Source organism: Arthrobacter sp. Y-9, from assembly GCF_029690065.1.
In the GTDB taxonomy this organism is placed as follows: domain Bacteria; phylum Actinomycetota; class Actinomycetes; order Actinomycetales; family Micrococcaceae; genus Arthrobacter_E.
This window is the reverse complement of sequence record NZ_CP121463.1, coordinates 1,914,120-1,934,546: the sequence shown is the minus strand read 5'-3', so window position 1 is coordinate 1,934,546 and position 20,427 is coordinate 1,914,120. Positions and strand designations below refer to the sequence as shown.

Sequence of the window (20,427 nt, the reverse complement as noted above, 5' to 3'; positions counted from 1 at the left end):
ATATAACCAGCGGACAGGCCCGAACCATGCCACAATTCGGTCTCTTTCGCTCTGCGCGTAGTCGGGCGCCCCGCGGTGGCGCCTCTCACGGTGCGCCTGCGCGGGGAGGGGGGCCGTTGCCGCTACCCTGAAAAGAGCGTCTTCAGGCCCCAAAGGAGTCCACCACCCGTGTCACCGAGTTCGGAATACAACGCCCGGCACCTCTCCGTTCTGGAAGGGCTGGAAGCCGTCCGCAAGCGCCCGGGCATGTACATCGGATCCAACGATTCCCGTGGCCTCATGCACTGTCTCTGGGAGATCATCGACAACGCGGTCGATGAAGCCCTCGCCGGGTACGGTCACGACATCAAGGTCATCCTGCACGCGGACAACTCCGTGGAGGTGCACGACGACGGCCGCGGCATCCCCGTGGACATCGAGCCGAAGACCGGGCTCACCGGCGTCGAGGTCGTGTTCACGAAGCTGCACGCCGGCGGCAAGTTCGGCGGCGGCTCCTACAACGCCTCGGGCGGTCTGCACGGCGTGGGCGCCTCCGTGGTGAACGCGCTGTCCGCCCGGCTGGACGTCCAGGTGGACCGCGGCAGCAAGACCTACCAGATGTCGTTCCGGCGAGGCGAGCCCGGCCGCTTCGAGGACGGCAGCGGCAAGCCCAAGCCGGACGCGAAGTTCGTCCCGTTCCTGGAGAACTCCACGCTCGACGTGGTCGGCAAGGCGAAGCGCGGCGTCACCGGCACCCGGATCCGCTACTGGGCGGACCGTCAGATCTTCACCCCGGACGCGAAGTTCCTGTACGACGAACTCACCGGACGTGCGCGGCAGACCTCCTTCCTGGTCCCCGGCCTCAAGATCACCGTCCGGGATGAGCGCCGGCTCGCCGGGACGCCCGGCGCGGACGGCCCCTATGAAGAGGTCTTCCACCACGACGGCGGCATCTCGGAGTTCGCCGAGTTCCTGGCAGCGGACTCCGCGGTCACCGACATCTGGCGCCTGAACGGCTCCGGCACCTTCAAGGAGACGGTCCCGGTCCTGGACGATCACGGCCACAGCCAGCTGGCCGAGGTGGAGCGCCACTGCGAGGTGGACATCGCCCTGCGCTGGGGGATCGGCTACGACACCACGGTGCGCAGCTTCGTCAACATCATCGCCACCCCCAAGGGCGGCACGCACCTGGCCGGCTTCGAGCAGGCGCTGCTGAAGACCTTCCGCAAGCAGGTCGAGGCCAATGCCCGCAAGCTGAAGGCCGGCAACGACAAGGTCGAGAAGGACGATGTGATGGCCGGCCTCACCGCCGTGCTGACCGTCCGCCTCGCCGAACCGCAGTTCGAGGGTCAGACCAAGGAGATCCTCGGCACGCCCGCGGTGCGCGCCATCGTCTCCCGCGTGGTGGAGAAGGAGATCACCTCGCGGCTGACCTCCACCAACCGCAATGACAAGGCCCAGGCGGCCCTCCTGCTGGAGAAGGTCGTCAATGAGATGAAGTCCCGCGTCTCGGCGCGGGTGCACAAGGAAACCCAGCGCCGGAAGAACGCGCTGGAGTCCTCGACGATGCCGAGCAAGCTCGCGGACTGCCGCAGCAGCGACGTGGACCGCTCCGAACTGTTCATCGTGGAGGGTGACTCCGCGCTCGGCACGGCGAAGCTGGCCCGTTCCTCGGATTTCCAGGCGCTGCTGCCCATCCGCGGCAAGATCCTGAACGTGCAGAAGGCGTCGGTGGGCGACATGCTCTCCAATGCCGAATGCGCCGCCCTGATCCAGGTGGTGGGGGCGGGCTCGGGCCGGAGCTTCGACCTGGACGCCGCGCGCTACGGCAAGGTCGTCCTGATGACCGACGCCGACGTCGACGGCGCCCACATCCGCACCCTGCTGCTCACGCTCTTCTACCGCTACATGCGGCCTCTCGTGGAAGCGGGCCGCGTCTATGCCGCCGTGCCGCCGCTGCACCGGGTGGAGGTGGTGAACTCCGGGTCGAAGGCCAACGAGATCATCTACACCTACTCGGAGCAGGAACTACACACGCTCCTGGACCGTCTCCAGGCGGAAGGCAAGCGGTACAAGGAGCCCATCCAGCGGTACAAGGGTCTCGGTGAGATGGACGCCGATCAGTTGGCGGAGACCACCATGGACCCGCGGCACCGCACGCTGCGCCGCGTCAGCATCGACAGCGCGGAGAGCGCCGAGCGCGTGTTCGAACTGCTCATGGGCTCGGAGGTGGCGCCGCGCAAGGACTTCATCGTGGCCGGCGCGCAGCACCTCGACCGGGAGCGCATCGACGCCTGACTCGGCGCGGTGTTGCCGGCGCCCCCGTTCTCGAGGCTGAGCCGCCCTAGAGGTGGACGATGCCCGGGACAATCAGGAGGGCTGTCGGCACCAGAAGCAGCAGAACCGAGGACGCCAGGACCAGGCCCCGTTGCGCGGCCGGGAGGGCGGGAGCGCCGTTGAGCAGCCGCTTCACGCGGGCCACCGTCGTGGCGGACACCGCGGCGTCATCGCCGGCCAGGGCCGTGTCGGCGTCCAGGGCGGTGCGCCGTGGCTGCTGACCCTCCGCGACGACGGCGACCGCGCGCACGAGCGTGCCGGCGTCAGTGACTTTCAAGGCGTCGTCGTCGGCCAGCATTTCCAGCAGCTCGTTCACCGCACGCTGGGCGACGCGGGTGGTGGGGAGCCAGGGGAGGGCCGCCCGCCAGGCGGCGAAAGCCCAGAGCAGCAGGTGGTGCCGCTGCGTCAGGTGGCTTCCCTCGTGGGCCAGGACCGCGGAGAGTTCGCGCTCGTCCAGAGCCTCCATGAGCGAGTCGGAGAGCACGGTGATGGAGCGGGCTCCGCCGGGAAGGCAGTAGGCCACGGGCGCCGCGTGCGGGATGACCACGGTGCCGGAGTCGCCATGCGGGTGGCTGAGGATGCCCAGGAGCTCACGGTGCCGGCGTCGTTCGGTGCTGATCCGTAAGTAGGTGAGCAACAGGGTGAAGAGCAGGTGCACGGTCAGCACGCCGGCGGTCGAGAGCGCGAAGGCGTGCCAGAAGCCGAGTCCTTCGGTGGACTGGCTGCCGAGCATCACCAGGATCAGGGCGTGCAATCCCGCGACCAGATTATCCCCGAGCGGGGAGAGCCCGTAACAGAGCATGGCGCCGATCATGGAGAGTCCACCCGCGAGGCCGATGGCCTGCCAGAGCACCAGTGCGGCGAAGGGCGAGCGGGACGGCCAGGAACTCCGGGCCAGAAGCACCGGTGCCGGCCAGGCGAGGATGATCGCGAGGACCGCCAGGAACCAGGCGGTGATCAGCACCGCATGCCTCAGCTGCTGGAGGGGAGGTCCGAGGAGGGGTCCACGCCGAGCAGGCGACGGAGGGCGTCGGCTTCAGCGGGGCTGACGGAACCGACGAACGTCGCCAGGACGGCTTCGCGGTCCGGGGCTGAGCCCAGGACTTCCCGCATCAGCTCGGCGGTGTGTTCGGCGCGCGTGGAGACGGCGCGGTAGCGATGCGGGCGGGTTCCGCGTTCGCGGGCCACCAGGCCCTTCTTCTCCAGCCGGGACAGCACGGTGAGCACCGTGGTCACGGCGAGCTCCTTGCCTCCGCTGGCCGCGTCGGTGCTGGCGAGCTGATCACGCAGGTCGTTGGCCGTAGTGGCCTCCGTTCCGGCCCACAGCAGGTCCATGACGGATCGCTCAAGATCCCCGAGGCTTGCCATTGAAAGCGTCCATCTCCTCTGTAATGCTGATGATGACCCTCGGGGGACGGGTGTCCCCGGTGGGTGCGCAGCTCTCAATCTATCGTGTTTCGGCCCGTTTTTCTACGTTCAGTAGAAGCCTCTGTCTCGCGTGTCACGTGCGGCGGCGTCACGGTCCTTTTTGTTCTACACTCTGTAGAAGAAGGTTTTCTACGAAACGTAGAAGTTGTGCCTCGACGAGGGAATGGGGAATCCATGGACGCCTTGGAAGTCGCACGGTGGCAATTCGGCATCACCACCGTCTATCACTTCATGATGGTGCCGCTCACGATCGGCCTCGGCCTCGTGGTGGCCTTCATGCAGACGCTCTGGTATCGCACCGGCAAGGCCGAGTACCTGCGCATGACCAAGTTCTGGGGGAAGCTCTTCCTCATCAACTTCATCATGGGCGTGGCCACCGGCATCGTGCAGGAGTTCCAGTTCGGCATGGCGTGGAGCGAATACAGCCGCTTCGTCGGTGACGTGTTCGGTGCCCCGCTCGCCATGGAAGCGCTGCTGGCGTTTTTCGTGGAGTCGACCTTCCTGGGGCTCTGGATCTTCGGCTGGAAGCAGCTGAAGAAGGGCGTCCACCTCGCCTGCCTCTGGATCGCCGTGATCGGCTCCGTCATCTCCGCGTACTTCATCATCGTGGCCAACAGCTGGATGCAGCACCCGGTGGGTGTGACGCTGGAGGACGGGCGCGGACGCATGGTGGACGCCTGGGCGGTGTTCACGAACAACACCGCGGTCGTGGCCTTCAGCCACACCATCATGGGCGCACTCGCCGTCGCCGGCGGATTCCTCCTGGGCATCGCCTGGTACCACCTGTGGCGGCGCCGCACCGACGGCATCGACACCGTCGACGCCTCGGGCCGCGTGGTGGTGGGCGAGGCCCGCTCCGTCCCGGGCCGGGACAAGACCGACCACACCGTCTGGCTGCGCTCGCTCCGCATCGGCGCCATCGTGGCCGCCATCTCCTTCGCCGGCACGTCGATCACGGGTGACCTGCAGGGCAAGCTCATGTTCGAACAGCAGCCCATGAAGATGGCCGCCGCCGAGGCCGCCTGCCACGACGGCACCCAGTTCTCCGTGCTCAGCGTCGGAGACCTCGGGTCGAAGGACTGCTCCAACATCGTCGCGGTGATCGAGGTCCCCGGACTCCTCTCCTTCCTGGCCAAGGGCGACTTCACCACCGAGGTCAAAGGCGTGAACACCCTGGTGCCGGAGTACCAGGAGAAGTACGGCACCCACCTGCCGAACGATCCGAAGCTCGGCGACCGCGCGGGCAAGGAGATCCAGTACGTGCCGGTCATGGAGGTCACCTACTGGGGCTTCCGGATGATGATCGGGTTCGGAGGACTGGCTGCACTGGCCGCCGTCGTCGCGCTGTGGCTGACCCGGCGGGGGACCGTGCCCGCGAGCCGCTGGCTCATGCGCCTGGCCGTGTTCGGGATCCTGGCGCCGTTCGGCGCCAATGCCGCCGGCTGGATCTTCACGGAGATGGGACGGCAGCCCTTCGTGGTCGCGCCGAACCCCGATATGAACGGCATCGACCCCGTGTTCATGTACACGGCCGCGGCGGTGTCGCCGGGGGTCTCGGCGGGGGAGATCCTGACCTCGCTCATCGCCCTGACCACGGTCTACGCGGTGCTGATGGTGGTCGAGATCAAGCTGCTGACCACGTACATCCGCGGCGGGGTGGCCTCGGCCATGCCGGAGCTCGCCCACCACGACGACGACACCCCGGACGAGGACGGACGCGGAGGCTCCCAGCCGGAGACCGACGTCCTGGCCTTCGCCTACTGAGAGGAGAGACAGCATGGAAACCCTGCCCACCATCTGGTTCATCGCCATCGCCGTCCTCTGGACCGGCTACCTCTTCCTGGAGGGCTTCGACCTCGGCGTCGGGATGCTCATGAAGCTCTTCGCCCGGAATGACAAGGAGCGCCGCGTCCTCCTCAACACGGTCGGCCCGGTGTGGGACGGCAATGAGGTGTGGCTCCTGACGGCCGGCGGCGCCACGTTCGCGGCCTTCCCGAACTGGTACGCGTCCCTTTTCTCTGCGCTCTACCTTCCGCTGCTGCTGGTCCTGCTGGGTCTGATCTTCCGCGCCGTGGCCTTCGAGTACCGCGGCAAGCTCAACACGGACCGCTGGCGCACCACGTGGGACTGGGCGATCGCCCTGGGTTCCTTCGTGGCCGCGTTCGGCGTCGGGGCGGCGCTGGCCCTGAGCACGACGGGTCTGCCGCTGAACGCCAACGGCGACCGCGTCGGCGGACCGTTCGCCTGGCTGACGCCTCCCGCGATCCTCGGCGGATTCGCCGTCGTGCTGTTCGCGCTGGTGCACGCCCTCGCGTTCCTCATGCTCAAGACCGACGGCGAGATCCGGCACCGCGCGCGGCGCTGGCTGACCCGCTGGCTGCCCGTGGGCCTCCTCCCGATCGCCGGCTGGGTCCTACTGGTGCAGTTCCAGCACGGCAAGTGGTGGAGCTGGGCCCTCACCGGCCTGGCCGTGGTCGCGGCGGTCTGCGCCTGGCTCCTGGCCCGCAAGGCTCTGGAGGGGAAGGCCTTCATCCTCCTCGGCGCCTTCCTGGCGAGCGGGACGGCGGCGATCTTCTCCGCCGTGTACCCCGTGGTCCTCCCGTCCACGCTGGATCCGGCCTTCAACCTGACCATCTCGAACGCCTCCTCCAGCGACTACACGCTGGGTCTCATGACGGTGGTCGCGTGCATCGGCCTGCCGCTCGTCATCGCCTACCAGGCGTGGACGTACTGGGTGTTCCGCCGTCGGATCAGCGCGGAGCTGATCCCACAGTCCCACACGGTGCTGCCGGCCGTCCTGCAGCGCGCCCTCACCAGGCAGTCCTGACGCATGGCGCGGACCACGAAGTCACCGTTCCCGCCCGGGCCGAAGGGCCCCGTCTATGTGATGGGGCTGCTCGGGGCCGTCAACGCCCTGGGGCTGGTGCTGCTGGCCCAGGCGCTGGCGGGCGGGATCGCCATGGTCGCCGCGGGGCGGGCCGCCGACGCCGGGGCGCTCGTCCCGCTGGTCGGCGGCGGGCTGCTGGGGGCGCTGCTCCGTGCCGCTTCGGCATGGGGCCAGTCGGTCGCCGCGCGGGCCGCCGTCGTCGAGGTGAAGGAGAGCCTGCGGACCCGTCTGCTCGCCGCCCTCCTCGGCGGGCGCCGGCCCGCGGGGTCCACCGGACGGGGAGCCGACGCCTTGCTCGCGACCCGTCGGCTCGATGAGCTGGACCGCTACTACACCGAGTTCTTGCCCAGCCTGGTCAACTGCGCCACGGTGCCGTTGCTCGTGGGCGCGAGGATCCTGTTCGCCGATTGGCTGAGCGCCCTGATCATCGTGCTGACGATCCCCCTGGTGCCGCTGTTCATGATCCTGATCGGACGCCACAGCCAGGAGAACCTGGAGAAGGCGTACCGTTCGCTCGACGTCCTCTCCTCGCATCTGGTGGAACTCGCGCGCGGGCTGCCCGTGCTCCTGGGCCTCGGCCGTTCGAAGGAGCAGCGTTCGGCGCTGGAAGCGGTCGGCGAGCAGCACCGCCGGGAGTCCATGGCCACCCTGCGGGTCGCCTTCCTGTCCGCCCTGGCCCTGGAACTCATCGCCACGATTTCCGTGGCGCTTGTGGCCGTGACGATCGGCGTGCGTCTGGTGCATGGGGAGATGCCGCTCGAGGCCGGCCTGCTGGCCCTCATTCTGGCGCCCGAGTGCTACCAGGCGCTGCGGTCCATGGGCGCCGCCTACCACGCGAGTGAGGACGGAAAGCTCGCCCTGGAAGCGGTGGATGACGTCCTGGACGCGCCGGAGCCGCGCCGGCTTCAGATCGAGAGCGTCGCGTCCGCGGCAGGTCCCGGGCTCGGGCTTGAAGGCCTGGCGGTGACCTTCCCGTCCCGCGGGATCACCCTGGGGCCCGTGACCACCACGCTCCGGCCGGGGACGATCACCGCCCTCACGGGTCCGAGCGGCTGCGGCAAGAGCACCCTGCTCTCGGCTCTGGCGGGAACGCTGGAACCCGGCGCGGAGTCCGTGGGCACGGTCCTGCGCCTGAGGGAAGAGTCTCCGGTTTCCTCCGGTCCGGAGGAAACCGGCGGACTCGCCGTGGCCTATGCTCCGCAGCATCCCGAGTTCCTCGAGGAACGGGTGCGCGACGAACTGGCCTTCTGGGCCGGCGACCAGGCGACGCCGGAGCTGCTGGCGCGAAGTGCGCGTCGGGCGGCCGCTGACGAACTGGCGGATCTCCGGATCGCCGATCTCAGCCCGGGGGAGCAACGACGGGTGGCTCTCGCACGGGCCTTTCTGCTCGCGGAACTCGGCGCCGAGGTGCTCCTCGTGGACGAACCCACGGCTCACCTGGACCCTGTCCGCGCCGAGACGGTCCGTGCCTCCCTCCGTGAGCTGTCCGGAGTGCTTCCCGTGCTCCTGGTCAGCCACGAACCCGCGACGCTCGCGCTGGCGGAGGAGTCGGTGCCCGTCCGTGGCGGTGTCGTTCCCACTGCGGACGCCGAGGCGGCGACGCGCGCCGCAGCGGCCACGGTGGGCGGCGACGGCGGAGCGACGGCATCCTCCGGGGCCGCGGAGTCCGCGGCTTCCGACGCGGAGAGCGCGGTCTCGCCCGCCTCTGGAACGTCGGTGTCGCTGCTCTCCGGCTCCCGCTGGCGGCTGGTGCGAGCCGCGGCGCTGGGTGTCCTGGCTCAGCTGTTCTCGATCGCCCTTGCGGCGCTGTCCGGCTGGCTGATCGTCCGGGCGAGCTCCCAGCCGCCCATCCTCTACCTCATGGCGGCGATCGTCGGAGTGCGGTTCTTCGGCATCGGACGGGCGGTCCTGCGGTACTGCGACCGGCTCGTGATGCACGACGCCGTCTTCCGCGTGACCACGGACCTGCGGGGCCGCGTGTGGGAAGGTCTCTCCGGGCGGGCCCTTGGCATCCGGCGCGTCATGCAGGGCGGCAACGTCCTCGACACCGTCGTGGCCGACGTCGACGAATACCGCGACATCCTCCCGCGGGTCCTGGCGCCCCGGTGGATCGCCGTGGGAACCGCCGTGCTGGCCGTGGCCGCGACGGCCTTCGTCCTGCCGGCCGCACTTCCCGTGACGCTCCTCGTCAGCGTGATCGGGCTGGTCGTGGCTCCGGCCGTGGCCGTCCGGGCCGACCGGCGGTCGAGCCGCGCCGTGCTGGAGAGCAAGTCGGCGCTCCTGCACTGGGTCGCCTCCGCACTGCAGTCCTGGAAGGACGTACGGGGGAACGGCCTCAGCGGGCGGGTCGTCGCGCAGGCGGGACGTCTCTCCGGCGCCATGGTGCAGGCCGCACGTCGTGCGGCGTGGGCCGAAGGGTCCGGGCTGGCTCTCACCGTCGCGGCGTGCGCCGCGGGGGCCGCCGCCGTCGTCGTGCAGTCGGTGGCGCTCGGGACCGGGCAGGAGCTGGCAGAACGCACGGCGGTGGTGGCCTTCATGCTGCTCGCGCTGCAGGAGCCCTTCCAGGCGCACCTCTCCGCGAGCCGCCTCAAGCCCGCCCTCCGCCGTCTGGAGGAGCGGCTGACGGCGGCCACCGCCCCGGAACCTGTCCGGGAGACACGGGGAACCCGGCTCGTGGAGTCTGCGGCGACGCCCAGCGGGCTGTCGTTCGAGGACCTGTCGGTCGCCTGGCCGGACTCGGACGCCGTCTTCACCGGGCTCAGTGGAGCCGCCGCGCCGGGCCGGGCCCTGGGGATCTCCGGACCGTCCGGCAGCGGCAAGTCCACGCTGCTCGCCGCGCTGCTGGGTTTCCTGCCGCCCGAGCACGGGACGATCACCGTGCGAGGGCACCTCGCGTGGTGCCCTCAGGAGTCCCATGTCTTCGACTCGACCGTCCGGGGCAACCTGGCGCTGGCGCGTTCCCGGGATGACGCGGCCGGGGAGGACGCCCTGTGGGCGAGCCTTGACCGGGTGGGTCTCGCCGACGCCGTCCGGAGCATGCCGGACGGTCTCGACACGCGCATCGGGCCGGGCGGGAGCTTCCTGTCCGGCGGCCAGCGCCAGCGTCTCGCCGTGGCGAGGACCCTGCTGGCCGGCTCCAACGTCCTGCTGCTCGACGAGCCGACCGCCCATCTGGACGCGGAGGCTGCGGATGCGCTGCTGGGCGACCTCGTCACCTCGCTGGACGGGGAGACGCTCGTGGTCGTCTCGCACCGCACCGAGGATCTGTCGCGCCTTCCGTGCCGGCTGGATCTGGGAGCGTGGGAACCCGTAGGCGGCCCGACGCGCCGCGCCTGACCGTGGGAGGTGTCAGGCGCTCCCGGGATAGGCTGTGCCGATGACTGAGGAATTCGGGGGACTCCGGGTCCGCGCCCCGCAGCGGACCGACATTCCGGCCTGGGCGCGGCTCGTGGCACGGATCGCCGAGGCGGAGCGGCACACGTGGTTTGAGAAGGCCGAGGACGTGGAGACGTTCTTCGAGCTGCACGACGCGGTCTCGGACGCCATCCTGGCCTTTGACGACGACGGCGTGCCCCGCGCCCACGGCCGGGTCACCGCCGTGGGGGACGGCGGCGTCGTGCGCACCGAAGGCGGCGTGGATCCCGCCTGGCTCCGACGAGGTATCGGGAGGGAACTTCTCCGCTGGCAGCAGGAGCGGGCTGGGCGCCTCGCCGCGGACCTCGGGCTGCCCGGTGTGGCGCTCCGGGCCCAGCATGAGGACCATGTCCAGGGCCCCGCGAGGCTGTTGGAGTCCGAGGGCTTCGCGATCGTGCGCTGGTTCAACGAGATGCACCGCGGTCTGGACGAACTGCCTCCGGCCCGCCCGATCGCACTGGGCTACGAGCTCCTGGAGTGGACGCCGGACCTGGACGAGGCGACCCGGGTCCTCCACAACCTAGCTTTCGCCGGCCATTGGGGGAGCGCGCCCCGGAGCGAGGAGTCCTGGGCCCGGCGGGTGGGCAACCCCGAGGTCCGGAGGGACTGGAGCTTCGTGGTGCGGGAGACGTCCACCGGCTCGCCCGTGGCGTATCACCTGGGCAGCCATGACCCCGAGATCGAGCGGCTGCACGGCCGCGTGGAAGGTTACACGGAGCTGCTCGGCGTGCACCCGGACCACCGTGGGCGGGGCCTTGCACGCCATCTCCTGGAGGAGGCCCTGCGGCGCTACGCGGCGGACGGGATGACGACCGCGGCGCTCGACATGGACTCCGGCAATGGCACCGGGGCGCTCGCGCTGTACGAGGGCCTGGGCTACCGCGTGGTGAACCGCGCCCCCGTCTGGGAGAAGGCGGTCCCCGCTACGCCGTGACGTCGTGCAGGTGGTGCACCACGTCGTGCAGGAAGTAGGTGGACAGCGACGCCACCGTGAACTGGGAGCCGTTGCTGCGCACGCCGCGGTGCCCGAGCAGTTCCTCCGGCACCTCGTCGAAGGCGCGGGCGGTCAGCTCGGTCTCTTCCGCGATCTGGTGTGCGACCCGTCGCGGGCTCTCCTGCCGGTACTCCTTCGCCACGGCGGTGGCGTCCTGGTCCCAGTTGGCGAACTCCACCCCGTCCCGGCCGAGCATGAGATGCAGGCGCTCCCGGAAGAGCTCGAGCACGTCCCGCACATGAGCGGCGTACTCCAGGGGGGACCAGGTGGACTCGTCCGGCCGGACGGTGACGTCAGGGCGCACCAGCACCGCCTCCCAGCGGGCCGGGTGCGACCGGATCTCCCGGGCCACGCCCGCAGGGGTGACGTCCCCGGGGTCGAAGCCGCATTCGGGGCAGATCCGCTCGATCACCCAGGTCCAGTCCTTCACATCCGGTTCAATCGCCATGGGTCCAGCATAATTCGGCCCGGTCTGCCGGCAGACCGGCGCCGGCCTGGACCGACCTGGGCCGGTGGTCTCAGCCCAGGCTCGGTCCGATCAGATCCACGGACTGGCTCAGGGGCACTCCGGAACCGTCGCGACGGCCGTGCTCCTGCGGCAGGGACCGCGCCACACCCGCGGCGCTTGACGCCCGTGCGGGCCCATGTCCGGCCCAGGCCAGGAGCAGGCGGTCCTCGCCCTTCAGGAACCGGTGGGCCCGGACGCCACCGGTGGCTCGGCCCTTGACCGGGAACTCCGAGAACTCCGTCACCTTCGCGGCGCCCGGGTTGGTGCCTGGCAGCGCGTCGGACGATCCGGCGATGGTGACCACGACGGCGGCTGGGTCGCCCGCGGCGACGACGCCGAAGAAGATCGCCTCGTCGTCGTCGGCCAGTTTGATGCCCGCCATGCCGCCCGCGAGGCGGCCCTGAGGCCGCACGGCGGTGGCGCCCATCCGGAGCAGCTGGCTGGACCGTGTGACGAAGACCAGCTCCGCGTCATCCGGCGCGGGGGCGATGGCGAGCACCCGGTCCTTGTCCTTGAGGGTGATCGCCTCCCAGTCCTCGCGGTTGAGCGGGTAGTCCGGCTGCAGACGCTTCACGACGCCCTGCGCGGTACCGAGCGCGACGACCTCGTTGAGCGGGACGATGCCGATGACGCTCTCGCCCTTAGGCAGGGGGAGGAACTCCTTGACCGGCACGCTCGTCGCGAGGTTCGGCGCCCCGCCCGGCATGGGCACGACCGGCAGGTCCATGGCCTGGATCCGCAGCATGCGGCCCCGGTCGGTGACCGCGCCCAGTTCACCGCGGGCGGTGGTGCGGACGGTGGAGACGAGCACGTCGTGCTTGGCACGGTTGCCCGGATCCGCCAGCGGTTCGGCCGAATCGGTGCGGGCCACGACGCCGGAGGCGCTGAGGACCACCCAGCAGGGCTCATCCGCGATCTCCAGAGGCAGCTGCTGGGCCGCGGCCTTCTTGCCCGCGGGGGCCGCGAGAGCCTTGACCGGGACATCCTCCTTCTCCAGCAGGACCGTGCGGCGCGGCGTGCCGTACTGTTCGGCGACTTCAGCCAGTTCGGAGGAGACGACTTCGCGCAGCCGGGTGTCCGAGGCGAGGATCTCCTCGAGCTCGGCGATCTGCCGGCGGAGTTCGTCCCGCTCCTTCTCGAGCTCGATCAGCGAGTACTTGGTCAGCTGGCGGAGCCGCAGTTCCAGGATGTAGTTGGCCTGAGCCTCGGAGAGGTCGTAGATCGACATGAGGCGCTCACGGGCCACGGCGGCCTCGTCACTGGACCGGATGATCTGGATGACCTCGTCGATGTCGACGATCGCGATCAGGAGGCCTTCCACCAGGTGGAGGCGGTCCTTCTTCTTGCCGAGCCGGAAGGCGGTGCGCCGGCGGACCACGTCGAGGCGGTGCCCCAGGTAGACGTGCAGGAGCTCCATCAGGCCCAGAGTGCGCGGCTGACCGTCCACGAGCGTCACGTTGTTGATGCCGAAGGAGTCCTCCAGCGGCGTGAGCCGGTACAGCTGCTGCAGGACGGCCTGCGGATTGAAGCCGTTCTTCAGCTCGATGACCAGCCGCAGGCCGTTCTGGCGGTCCGTGAGGTCCACCAGATCGCTGATGCCGGCCAGCTTCTTCGCGTTGACGGCATCCTTGATCTTCTCGATGACCTTTTCAGGGCCGACCATGTACGGCAGCTCGGTGACGACGAGACCGGTGCGCCGGGCGGAGAGCTGCTCCACGGTGACCTTGGCGCGCGTCTTGAAACTGCCGCGGCCGGTGGCGTAGGCGTCCCGGATGCCGTCCAGGCCCACGATCCGTCCGCCGCCGGGCAGGTCCGGACCGGGGATGAAGCCCATGATCGTCTCGAGCGTGGCGTCCGGGTGCTCCAGGAGGTGCCGGGCGGCCGCGATGACCTCCACCAGGTTGTGGGGCGCCATGTTCGTGGCCATGCCCACGGCGATGCCGGAAGCGCCGTTGACCAGCAGGTTCGGGAACGCCGACGGCAGGACCTCCGGCTGCTGGATGGTGTTGTCGTAGTTCGGGACGAAGTCGACGACGTCCTCGTCCAGGTTCCCGGTCATCGCCAGGGCGGCGGGAGCGGGCCGGGCCTCGGTGTAACGCGGGGCGGCGGGGCCGTCGTCGAGCGAGCCGAAGTTGCCGTGGCCGTCGATGAGCGGCAGACGCAGGGAGAAGTCCTGGGCCATGCGGACCATGGCGTCGTAGATGGCGGTGTCGCCGTGCGGGTGGAGCTTGCCCATGACCTCGCCGACCACACGGGCGCTCTTGACGTGCCCCTTGTCCGGGCGGAGGCCCATGTCGCTCATCATGTAGAGGATGCGCCGCTGCACCGGCTTCATGCCGTCCCGGGCGTCCGGGAGGGCGCGGGAGTAGATCACCGAATAGGCGTACTCGAGGAAGGACGTCTCCATCTCCGTGGTGACGTCGATCTCGACGATGTTCTCAGTGAACGGTTCTAGGGGCTGGGCTCCCCGGCTACTGGTGCGTCGCGCCATGGATTTACGAAAGACCTCGTGGTGTGCTGCGGCGCGCCCCGGTGGCGCGACGACTACTCTAAAGCTTATGGCGCGCGCGGCTGAACTTGCTGGATATCCGGACTACTGGGAGGCCGATGTCGTGCTGCGGGACGGAGGCACCGGTCACATCCGGCCCATCGCCCCCTCTGACGCCGAAGCGGTGCAGTCCTTCCACCAGGCCCAGTCGCAGTCGTCCATCTATCTGCGCTTCTTCAGCTACAAGGCCAAGCTCAGCCGCAGTGAGCTCAAGCGCTTCACCGAGGTGGACCACCGGGACCGCGTCGCCCTCGTGATCACGATCGCCGGGGAGATCGTCGGCATCGCCCGGTACGACCGTCTGGACGGGACCCGCGAGGCGGAGGTGGCCTTCAACATCTCGGACCGGCATCAGGGCCGGGGGCTCGGCTCGATCCTGCTGGAGCACCTCGCCGCGGCGGCGCTGGAGAACGGCATCCGGAGGTTCACGGCGGAGGTCCTGCCGGAGAACCGCAAGATGCTCAGCGTGTTCGCCGATGCCGGGTACGAGGTGCAGCGCCAGCTCGAGGACGGGGTGATCCTGGTGGGCTTCGACATCGACCCCACCGTGAAATCCCGGGCCGTGATGGAGTCCCGCGAGCATCGCGCGGAGGCCCGCAGCGTGCAGGAGCTCCTGGCGCCCGCGTCCGTGGCGGTGATCGGCGCGAGCCGGCACTGGGGCAAGATCGGCCACGAGATCATGGTCCACCTGGTCGAGGGCGGTTTCACCGGCACCGTCTACGCGGTCAATCCTTCGGCCCTGGAGGTGGGCGGCGGCCTGAGCTACGGCAGCATCACGGAGGTCCCGGGACCCGTGGACCTGGCCGTCATCGCGGTGCCCTACGACGAGGTCCCGGGCGTGGTGGCCGAATGCGGCGCCGCCGGGGTGCGGGGCGTGCTGATCATCACCGCCGGATTCGCCGACGACGGCGAGCGGGGCCTCGCGCGCCAGAACGAGATCGTGCGCCAGGCCCGGGCGGCCGGCATGCGCGTGATCGGTCCGGCGTCCCTGGGGCTCATCAACAGCGATCCCGCCGTGGCCCTGAACGTCTCGATGGCGCCGGGCATGCCGGCCCCGGGTGGGCTCGGGCTGTTCAGCCAGTCGGCCGCCGTCGGGATCTCGCTGTATGCCACGGCGCAGCGGCGAGCGGTCGGCATCTCCAGCTTCGTCTCCGCGGGCAACCGTGCCGACGTCTCCGGCAACGACGTCATGCAGTACTGGGAGGATGATCCACGCACGCGCGCCGTGGGCCTGTTCCTGGAGTCGTTCGGCAACCCCCGCAAGTTCTCGCGGATCGCGCGCCGACTGGCCCGGAGCAAGCCGGTGATCGTGGCGAAGCCGGAGACCATCGGACTTCGCCTGCCGCCCGGCCACGCCGTCAGGACCACCCAGGCTCCGGCGCGTGCCCTGGACGCCATGCTGCGGCAGGCCGGGGTCATCCGGGTGGGGACCATGGAGGAACTGCTGGATGTCGCGCAGCTCGTGGAGGCGCAGCCTCTGGCGCGGGGCGGCCGCGTGGGGATTCTCTCCAATTCGCTGAACCTGGCCCGGATCGTGGCCGACACCGCGGAAGGGCACGGCCTGAGCATCGCCGCCGTGCACGGCACCCTCTCCCTTGACGGTGGCCAGTCCGCCGCGCTGGTCCGGCTGCGGCGCGAGGTCGCGGCGCTCCAGGAGGACGCCGCGGTGGACAGCATCGTGGTGACCGTGCTCCCGTCGCTCGGGCTCGACCACGACGCGCTCGTGGACTGCCTCGCGTCCCTGGCCCGGGAGGGGGAGAAGCCCCTCGTGGCGGTCTTCCCGGGGAACTTCGACCCTGCCCAGCGGGAGAGCGGCGTGCTCGGCGGCACTCCGGACGGCCGGCGCGGACTGCCCGCTTTCGAAAGCCCCGGGGCGGCACTCGCCGCGCTGGCCGCCGTCGCGGGCTATGTGCGCTGGAGGGACCGCGAACTGTCCGCCGAAGCAGCCCCCGACATGACGGGCGACGCGAGCTGCCGGGAGTCCCGGGATCAGGCGGCGGCGCTCCTGGCGGAATGGCTGCGGCCGGTGCACGGACCCCAGCTCGTCGCCCTCGACCAGAAGCGGCTGGAAGCACTCCTGGACTCCTACGGCATCCGGGTCCTGCCGTCCCGGCCGTTCAGCACCGTGGCGGAGGCGCAGGAAGCGGCCGAGGAGCTCGGCTGGCCCGTGGCGCTGAAGACCCTCAGCCCGGCGCTCCGGCACCGGCTGGATCTCGGGGGCGTCCGTCTCAACATCCAGGACCGCGAGTCCTTGGCCCGGAACATCGAGCAGATGAAGGACGTGCTGGCCGTGTACGGGGCGACGGACCTGGAAGTGCAGTCGATGGCGGGCGTGGGCCAGGCCTGCACCGTGCGGGCGATCGAGGATCCGTTGCTGGGTCCCGTGGTGGCGTACGGTCTGGCCGGAGACGCGGTCAAGCTCCTGGACGACTGGGCCTACCGGGTCCCGCCGCTCAGCGACGAGGAGGCGCGGGACTTCGTGCACGCCCCCAAAGCGGCGGTGAAACTGACCGGTTATGAAGGTCTGCCCGCGATGGACATCGAGGCGCTGGCCGGGCTGCTCCACCGCGTCGCCGAGCTGAAGGACAACCACCCGGAGATCGCCCTCCTGGAGTTCACCCCGGTGCTCGTCGGGCAGGAGGGGCTGAATGTCCTCTCGGCCACCGTGCACATCGCCAATGCGGCGCAGCGCACCGACAGTGCGCGGAGGGCTCTGCGCAACCAATGAGCTACGGCGGACGGCGTCGCGCGGGGATGCATTCGCGTGGACCGGCCGGATCATGGGAAAATGGATCCCATGAGCCAGCCCAGCAGCGCCTCAAAAGCACATCCCTTGAGTGATCTCCGGGCCTCCGTGGACCGGGCGGGTTTCTATCCGCGACTGGTCATGGACGTCATCCAGGACGCCCTGGACGGACAGGTCCCGCTGCAGCAGCTGGTGCACCTGGAGACCCATTTCGACCGCGCCGAGGTGCGCCGTCATGTCACGGCGCTCGTGCTCACCCATGACGTCCTGGTGGTGGTCCATGTGGACGATCACCAGCTCGATGACAAGGGGGAGCAGGTCATGGCCCAGGTCTCCACGGAGACCGTGCCCCTCCACCAGATCCGCAGCGTGGTGCTCGGCTTCGTCTACGCGCAGCCCCAGGAGTACAGCGGCAAGGAACAGCCGCGCGAACTGACCCTGTCCATCGCCTGGTCCGGCGGCCGTCGTCTGGACCTCATGCCCGCCACCTGCGGCGATCCGCAGTGCGAGGCCGACCACGGGCTGAACGGCACCAGCAGCGCCGAGGACATCGTGCTGCGCGTCAGCGCCGAGGCCGATGGCCCCAAGTCGCTCAAGCAGGCCCGCAGCTTCGCGCATTCCCTCCGCTCCGCGAGCACCGGCCAGCGTGTCGGCGATCTCCCCGAGACCCAGACGGCCCCCGCCCCGCGCGGCGAGTCCGCACCGCACGCGCCGGTCCGGAAGCCGGCCCGCGGCCTGGCGGCGCTCTCGGGTCGCCTCGGTTCCCGCAGCAGCCACCGCCAGTGACGGACGCGACGACGACGGCGCCCCCGCAGGCCCCGGCGTACGGGCGCCGCAGCATCGCCGACCTTCTCAGCAGCGCGGCCTCCGCGGCAGGTGCCACCACGCTGCCCAACACCCTGAAGATCCCCACCGCGAGCCGAGTCTGCCTGGTGCTCGTGGACGGGATGGGCGCGCAGGTGCTCAAACGCTACGCGGCTCATGTGCCGTTCATGCGATCGCTGGTCCAGGCCGGCGGCTCCGGCCTCCCGGTCCGTCTGGACGCCGCCTTCCCGACCACCACGGCCAGTTCGCTCGCCAGTCTCGGCACGGGCGCCGCGCCCGGGCAGCACGGCATGGTCGGCTACGACGTGCTGGACCCGGACCAGGGCAAGGTCGTCAACCAGCTCGGCAATTGGGACGCGCGGGTCGACCCCGAGCGCTGGCAGCCCCTGCCCACCGTGTTCGAGCAGGCGTCCTCTCAGGTCCCGGTGCACACGGTCAGCATCCCGCGCTTCGCGTCCTCCGCCATGACCACCGCCGCCCTGCGCGGCACCGAGTTCCATGGTTCGGGCACGCTGGCGGGCCGGATCGGCGCGGCCGTGGACATCCTCCAGAAGCCGGGCCTGGTGTACTTCTATCTCAACGACGTGGACAAGGCCGGGCACAAGTACGGCGTGGACTCCCCGGAGTTCCTGGCCGCGCTCGAGGAGGTGGACTTCACCCTCCGGCAGCTCGCCGCCCGGCTCCCACTGGACACGCGTGTCCTCGTCTCGGCCGATCACGGCATGGTCGACGTGCCGAGGAGTGGCCGCATCGATTTCTCGGCCGTTCCGGAGCTGATCGAGGGCGTCCGGCACACCGCCGGCGAACCACGGATGCTGCATCTGCACCTGGAGGAGGGCAGGGATCCCGCGGTCCTGCGGGAGGCGTGGGAGTCACGCTTCGGTGACCGCATCTGGGTGCTGGAGAAGGAACAGGCCGTTCGTGACGGCTACTTCGGTCCCGTCCGGGATGAGGTGCTGCCGAGGATCGGCGATGTGCTGATCCTGGCCCGGGAGCAGGTGGCGTTCTTCGATCTCCGCAGGGTGCGGCGCGAGGCCATGGAGATGATCGGTCAGCACGGCTCGCTGACCAAGGCCGAGCGGGAAGTGCCCTTGCTCAGTTTTCTGGCGACCGGCCCGAAGGCCGGGAGCCGTGGCGGGACCGGACGGCGCCGTTCCTGACAGGCTGCTCTGACGGGTTGCTCCTGACAGGCCGTCGCGGCCGACGTCGAGCGACCGGTAGGTGACCTGCCGTCAGCCGTCGCCCTTGGTGCCGAAGACGATCTCGTCCCAGCTGGGGACACTGCGCCGCTTCGCCGGCTTCTCCGGGGTCTTGTTCTCCGAGTCGGTGGCGTCGTCCTTCGCGGAACGGGCGCCCTTCTGAGCCTCGTCCTCGCGGCGGGCATCCTCTTCCCGCTGACGGCGTTCCGCCTCGGCCCGCGCGAAGTCCTCGGGATCCTTATGGAAGCTCGCACCGCGCAGGACCGAACGCTGCCGCAGGGGAGTGCGTTCGCCGGCCTCGGCTTCCTCCTCCGTGGCATTGGCGAAGATCTCATCGGCCAGGCTCGGGCTGCCCTTCCGGGCGTTCCGTTCCGCCGGGGGCACCACGCGGATCTCGCGGGTGTGGGTGCTCACGCCTTCGGACAGCGAGATGCCGTCGTCGTCGGCGTCATCCTCTTCCGGCAGGGCCAGGCGCAGACGCGGAGCCTCCGCGGCCGGGGCGTCGTCTTCATCCTCGTCCACCTCGGAGGGGCGGGGATGCGCGGCGGGGATGCCCTGCGACAGCAGAAGGGCGAGCGTGTCGTCGCTGTCCTCATCCACTCCGAGGCGCTGACCGCGGCGGGAGTTCAGGAGGTCCACGAGGCTTTCGGAGTCGCTCAGGAGATCCTCGGGAGCGGGCTGTTCGACGGCGTCGGCCTCCACGTCGAACGGGTGATCCCGGACGGCGGAGAGACGGCGGCTGCCCCACGGGCTGTCCACGTGGAGCGGCAGGGGTTCGAGCTCGCTGAGGTGCTGCGCCCAGCGATTGGCGTTCTGAAGGGTCTTGGTGAGCGGGGAGTAGGTCCAGCGGGCCGGGGGCTCCTCGCCGAGCTGACCACCGAGCGATTCCGGGATGTCGAAGTCGGCCGTGACCTCCCACAGACCGTGCGACACCTTCTTGGAATCCCAGCTCAGGCCGTCGACGGAGACGCCGAGCTGCTTGAGACGGTGCTCGACCATCTCGCCCAGGAACGCGCGGTCCTGACCGAAAGCGCTGCGGTAGCCCTCGCCGTCGTCGAGATGACCCGGAACCTCCACGCCGCGGGCCTGGTCCGCCACATGGGCGCGTTCGGCCAGCACGGGGCCTTCGTAGCGTTCCACGCTGGCCAGGGGCAGTCCGGACTCCTCGGCGACCTCGGCCGCGGTGGCGCCGGCCCGGATGCGGGCCTGGATGTCGCGGGGGCTGAGGCTGGGAGCGGAACCGCTCCGGGCGCTGGGCCGGGCGGCCGCGCGGGCGATGGCGCGGCGCAGCGCCTCATCGAGAGGAAGCTCGTAACGTTCTCCGCTGGAGTCGCTGAGCAAGAGGCGATCACCGTCGTCGTGAACTCCGAGAAGCCGCAGCTCCTGCATCCTGATACCTCCATGTGTGCGTTGCCGTCAATCGAAACTCTGCCATCTCCGGGGCGGCATCGGGGTCAGCCTGGAGGGCGTGCCGCGAAATTTCCCCCGTATTGACTGGCTTTAAGGCCGGATCTCCGCCAGAATCGGGCGCGTGCCTCGGCTCGGGCACAAAATCCGCCCTC

At 70.0% G+C, this 20,427-nt stretch carries 13 protein-coding genes; 8 read left to right on the top strand and 5 right to left on the bottom strand.

Annotation, left to right across the window (positions count from 1 at the left end):
- Positions 1-168: 168 nt before the first annotated feature.
- A complete protein-coding gene (locus tag P9849_RS08620; protein WP_278266437.1) occupies positions 169-2,277 on the top strand; it encodes a DNA topoisomerase IV subunit B in 2,109 nt (702 codons plus the stop codon).
- A gap of 46 nt (positions 2,278-2,323) precedes the next feature.
- On the opposite strand, the gene P9849_RS08615 is transcribed toward P9849_RS08620, so the two are convergent.
- Both P9849_RS08615 and P9849_RS08610 read right to left on the bottom strand, forming a co-directional pair.
- A complete protein-coding gene (locus tag P9849_RS08615; protein ID WP_278266436.1) occupies positions 2,324-3,280 on the bottom strand; it encodes a M56 family metallopeptidase in 957 nt (318 codons plus the stop codon).
- 8 nt (positions 3,281-3,288) lie between these two features.
- The gene (locus P9849_RS08610) at positions 3,289-3,684 is read right to left on the bottom strand and encodes a BlaI/MecI/CopY family transcriptional regulator (protein ID WP_066212239.1); all 396 of its coding nucleotides are present in this window, start codon (positions 3,682-3,684) and stop codon (positions 3,289-3,291) included.
- A 234-nt stretch (positions 3,685-3,918) separates the two neighbouring features.
- On the opposite strand from P9849_RS08610, the gene P9849_RS08605 reads away from it, so the two are divergent.
- From P9849_RS08605 to P9849_RS08590, 4 genes are read left to right on the top strand one after another with little or no spacing between them, the layout of a single operon-like run.
- A complete protein-coding gene (locus P9849_RS08605; protein ID WP_278266435.1) occupies positions 3,919-5,508 on the top strand; it encodes a cytochrome ubiquinol oxidase subunit I in 1,590 nt (529 codons plus the stop codon).
- Between the two features lie 13 nt (positions 5,509-5,521).
- Positions 5,522-6,571 (top strand): cytochrome d ubiquinol oxidase subunit II, encoded by a 1,050-nt coding sequence (gene cydB, locus P9849_RS08600; RefSeq protein ID WP_278266434.1) that lies wholly within the window; start codon positions 5,522-5,524, stop codon positions 6,569-6,571.
- A gap of 3 nt (positions 6,572-6,574) precedes the next feature.
- Entirely contained in the window at positions 6,575-9,967 is a 3,393-nt protein-coding gene (gene cydD, locus P9849_RS08595; protein WP_278266433.1) for a thiol reductant ABC exporter subunit CydD, read from the top strand.
- Positions 9,968-10,007: 40 nt separating this feature from the next.
- Positions 10,008-10,979, top strand: a complete 972-nt coding sequence (locus P9849_RS08590; protein ID WP_278266432.1) for a GNAT family N-acetyltransferase — start codon at positions 10,008-10,010, stop codon at positions 10,977-10,979.
- Here the strand turns inward: P9849_RS08590 and P9849_RS08585 are convergent.
- Both P9849_RS08585 and P9849_RS08580 read right to left on the bottom strand, forming a co-directional pair.
- A complete protein-coding gene (locus tag P9849_RS08585; RefSeq protein ID WP_278266431.1) occupies positions 10,969-11,487 on the bottom strand; it encodes a DinB family protein in 519 nt (172 codons plus the stop codon). The two genes, P9849_RS08590 and P9849_RS08585, sit on opposite strands and share 11 nt — an antisense overlap.
- Positions 11,488-11,557: 70 nt before the next feature.
- A complete protein-coding gene (locus tag P9849_RS08580; protein ID WP_278266430.1) occupies positions 11,558-14,038 on the bottom strand; it encodes a DNA topoisomerase IV subunit A in 2,481 nt (826 codons plus the stop codon).
- Between the two features lie 67 nt (positions 14,039-14,105).
- Here P9849_RS08580 and P9849_RS08575 point away from each other — a divergent pair, with 67 nt between their 5' ends.
- The 3 genes from P9849_RS08575 to P9849_RS08565 all read left to right on the top strand — a co-directional run bounded on the left by P9849_RS08575 (position 14,106) and on the right by P9849_RS08565 (position 18,826).
- Positions 14,106-16,823, top strand: coding sequence for a GNAT family N-acetyltransferase (locus tag P9849_RS08575; protein WP_278266429.1), 2,718 nt, complete (start codon positions 14,106-14,108; stop codon positions 16,821-16,823).
- Between the two features lie 69 nt (positions 16,824-16,892).
- Positions 16,893-17,627: a DUF5998 family protein gene (locus tag P9849_RS08570; protein ID WP_278266428.1), complete on the top strand. Its 735-nt coding sequence runs from the start codon at positions 16,893-16,895 to the stop codon at positions 17,625-17,627.
- The gene (locus P9849_RS08565) at positions 17,624-18,826 is read left to right on the top strand and encodes a nucleotide pyrophosphatase/phosphodiesterase family protein (protein ID WP_278266427.1); all 1,203 of its coding nucleotides are present in this window, start codon (positions 17,624-17,626) and stop codon (positions 18,824-18,826) included. The genes P9849_RS08570 and P9849_RS08565 overlap by 4 nt, the downstream gene beginning before the upstream one ends.
- A 72-nt stretch (positions 18,827-18,898) precedes the next feature.
- Here P9849_RS08565 and sepH read toward each other — a convergent pair whose 3' ends face one another.
- On the bottom strand, positions 18,899-20,254 hold the full coding sequence (gene sepH, locus P9849_RS08560; RefSeq protein WP_278266426.1) for a septation protein SepH: 1,356 nt from the start codon (positions 20,252-20,254) through the stop codon (positions 18,899-18,901).
- Between the last annotated feature and the right edge of the window lie 173 nt (positions 20,255-20,427).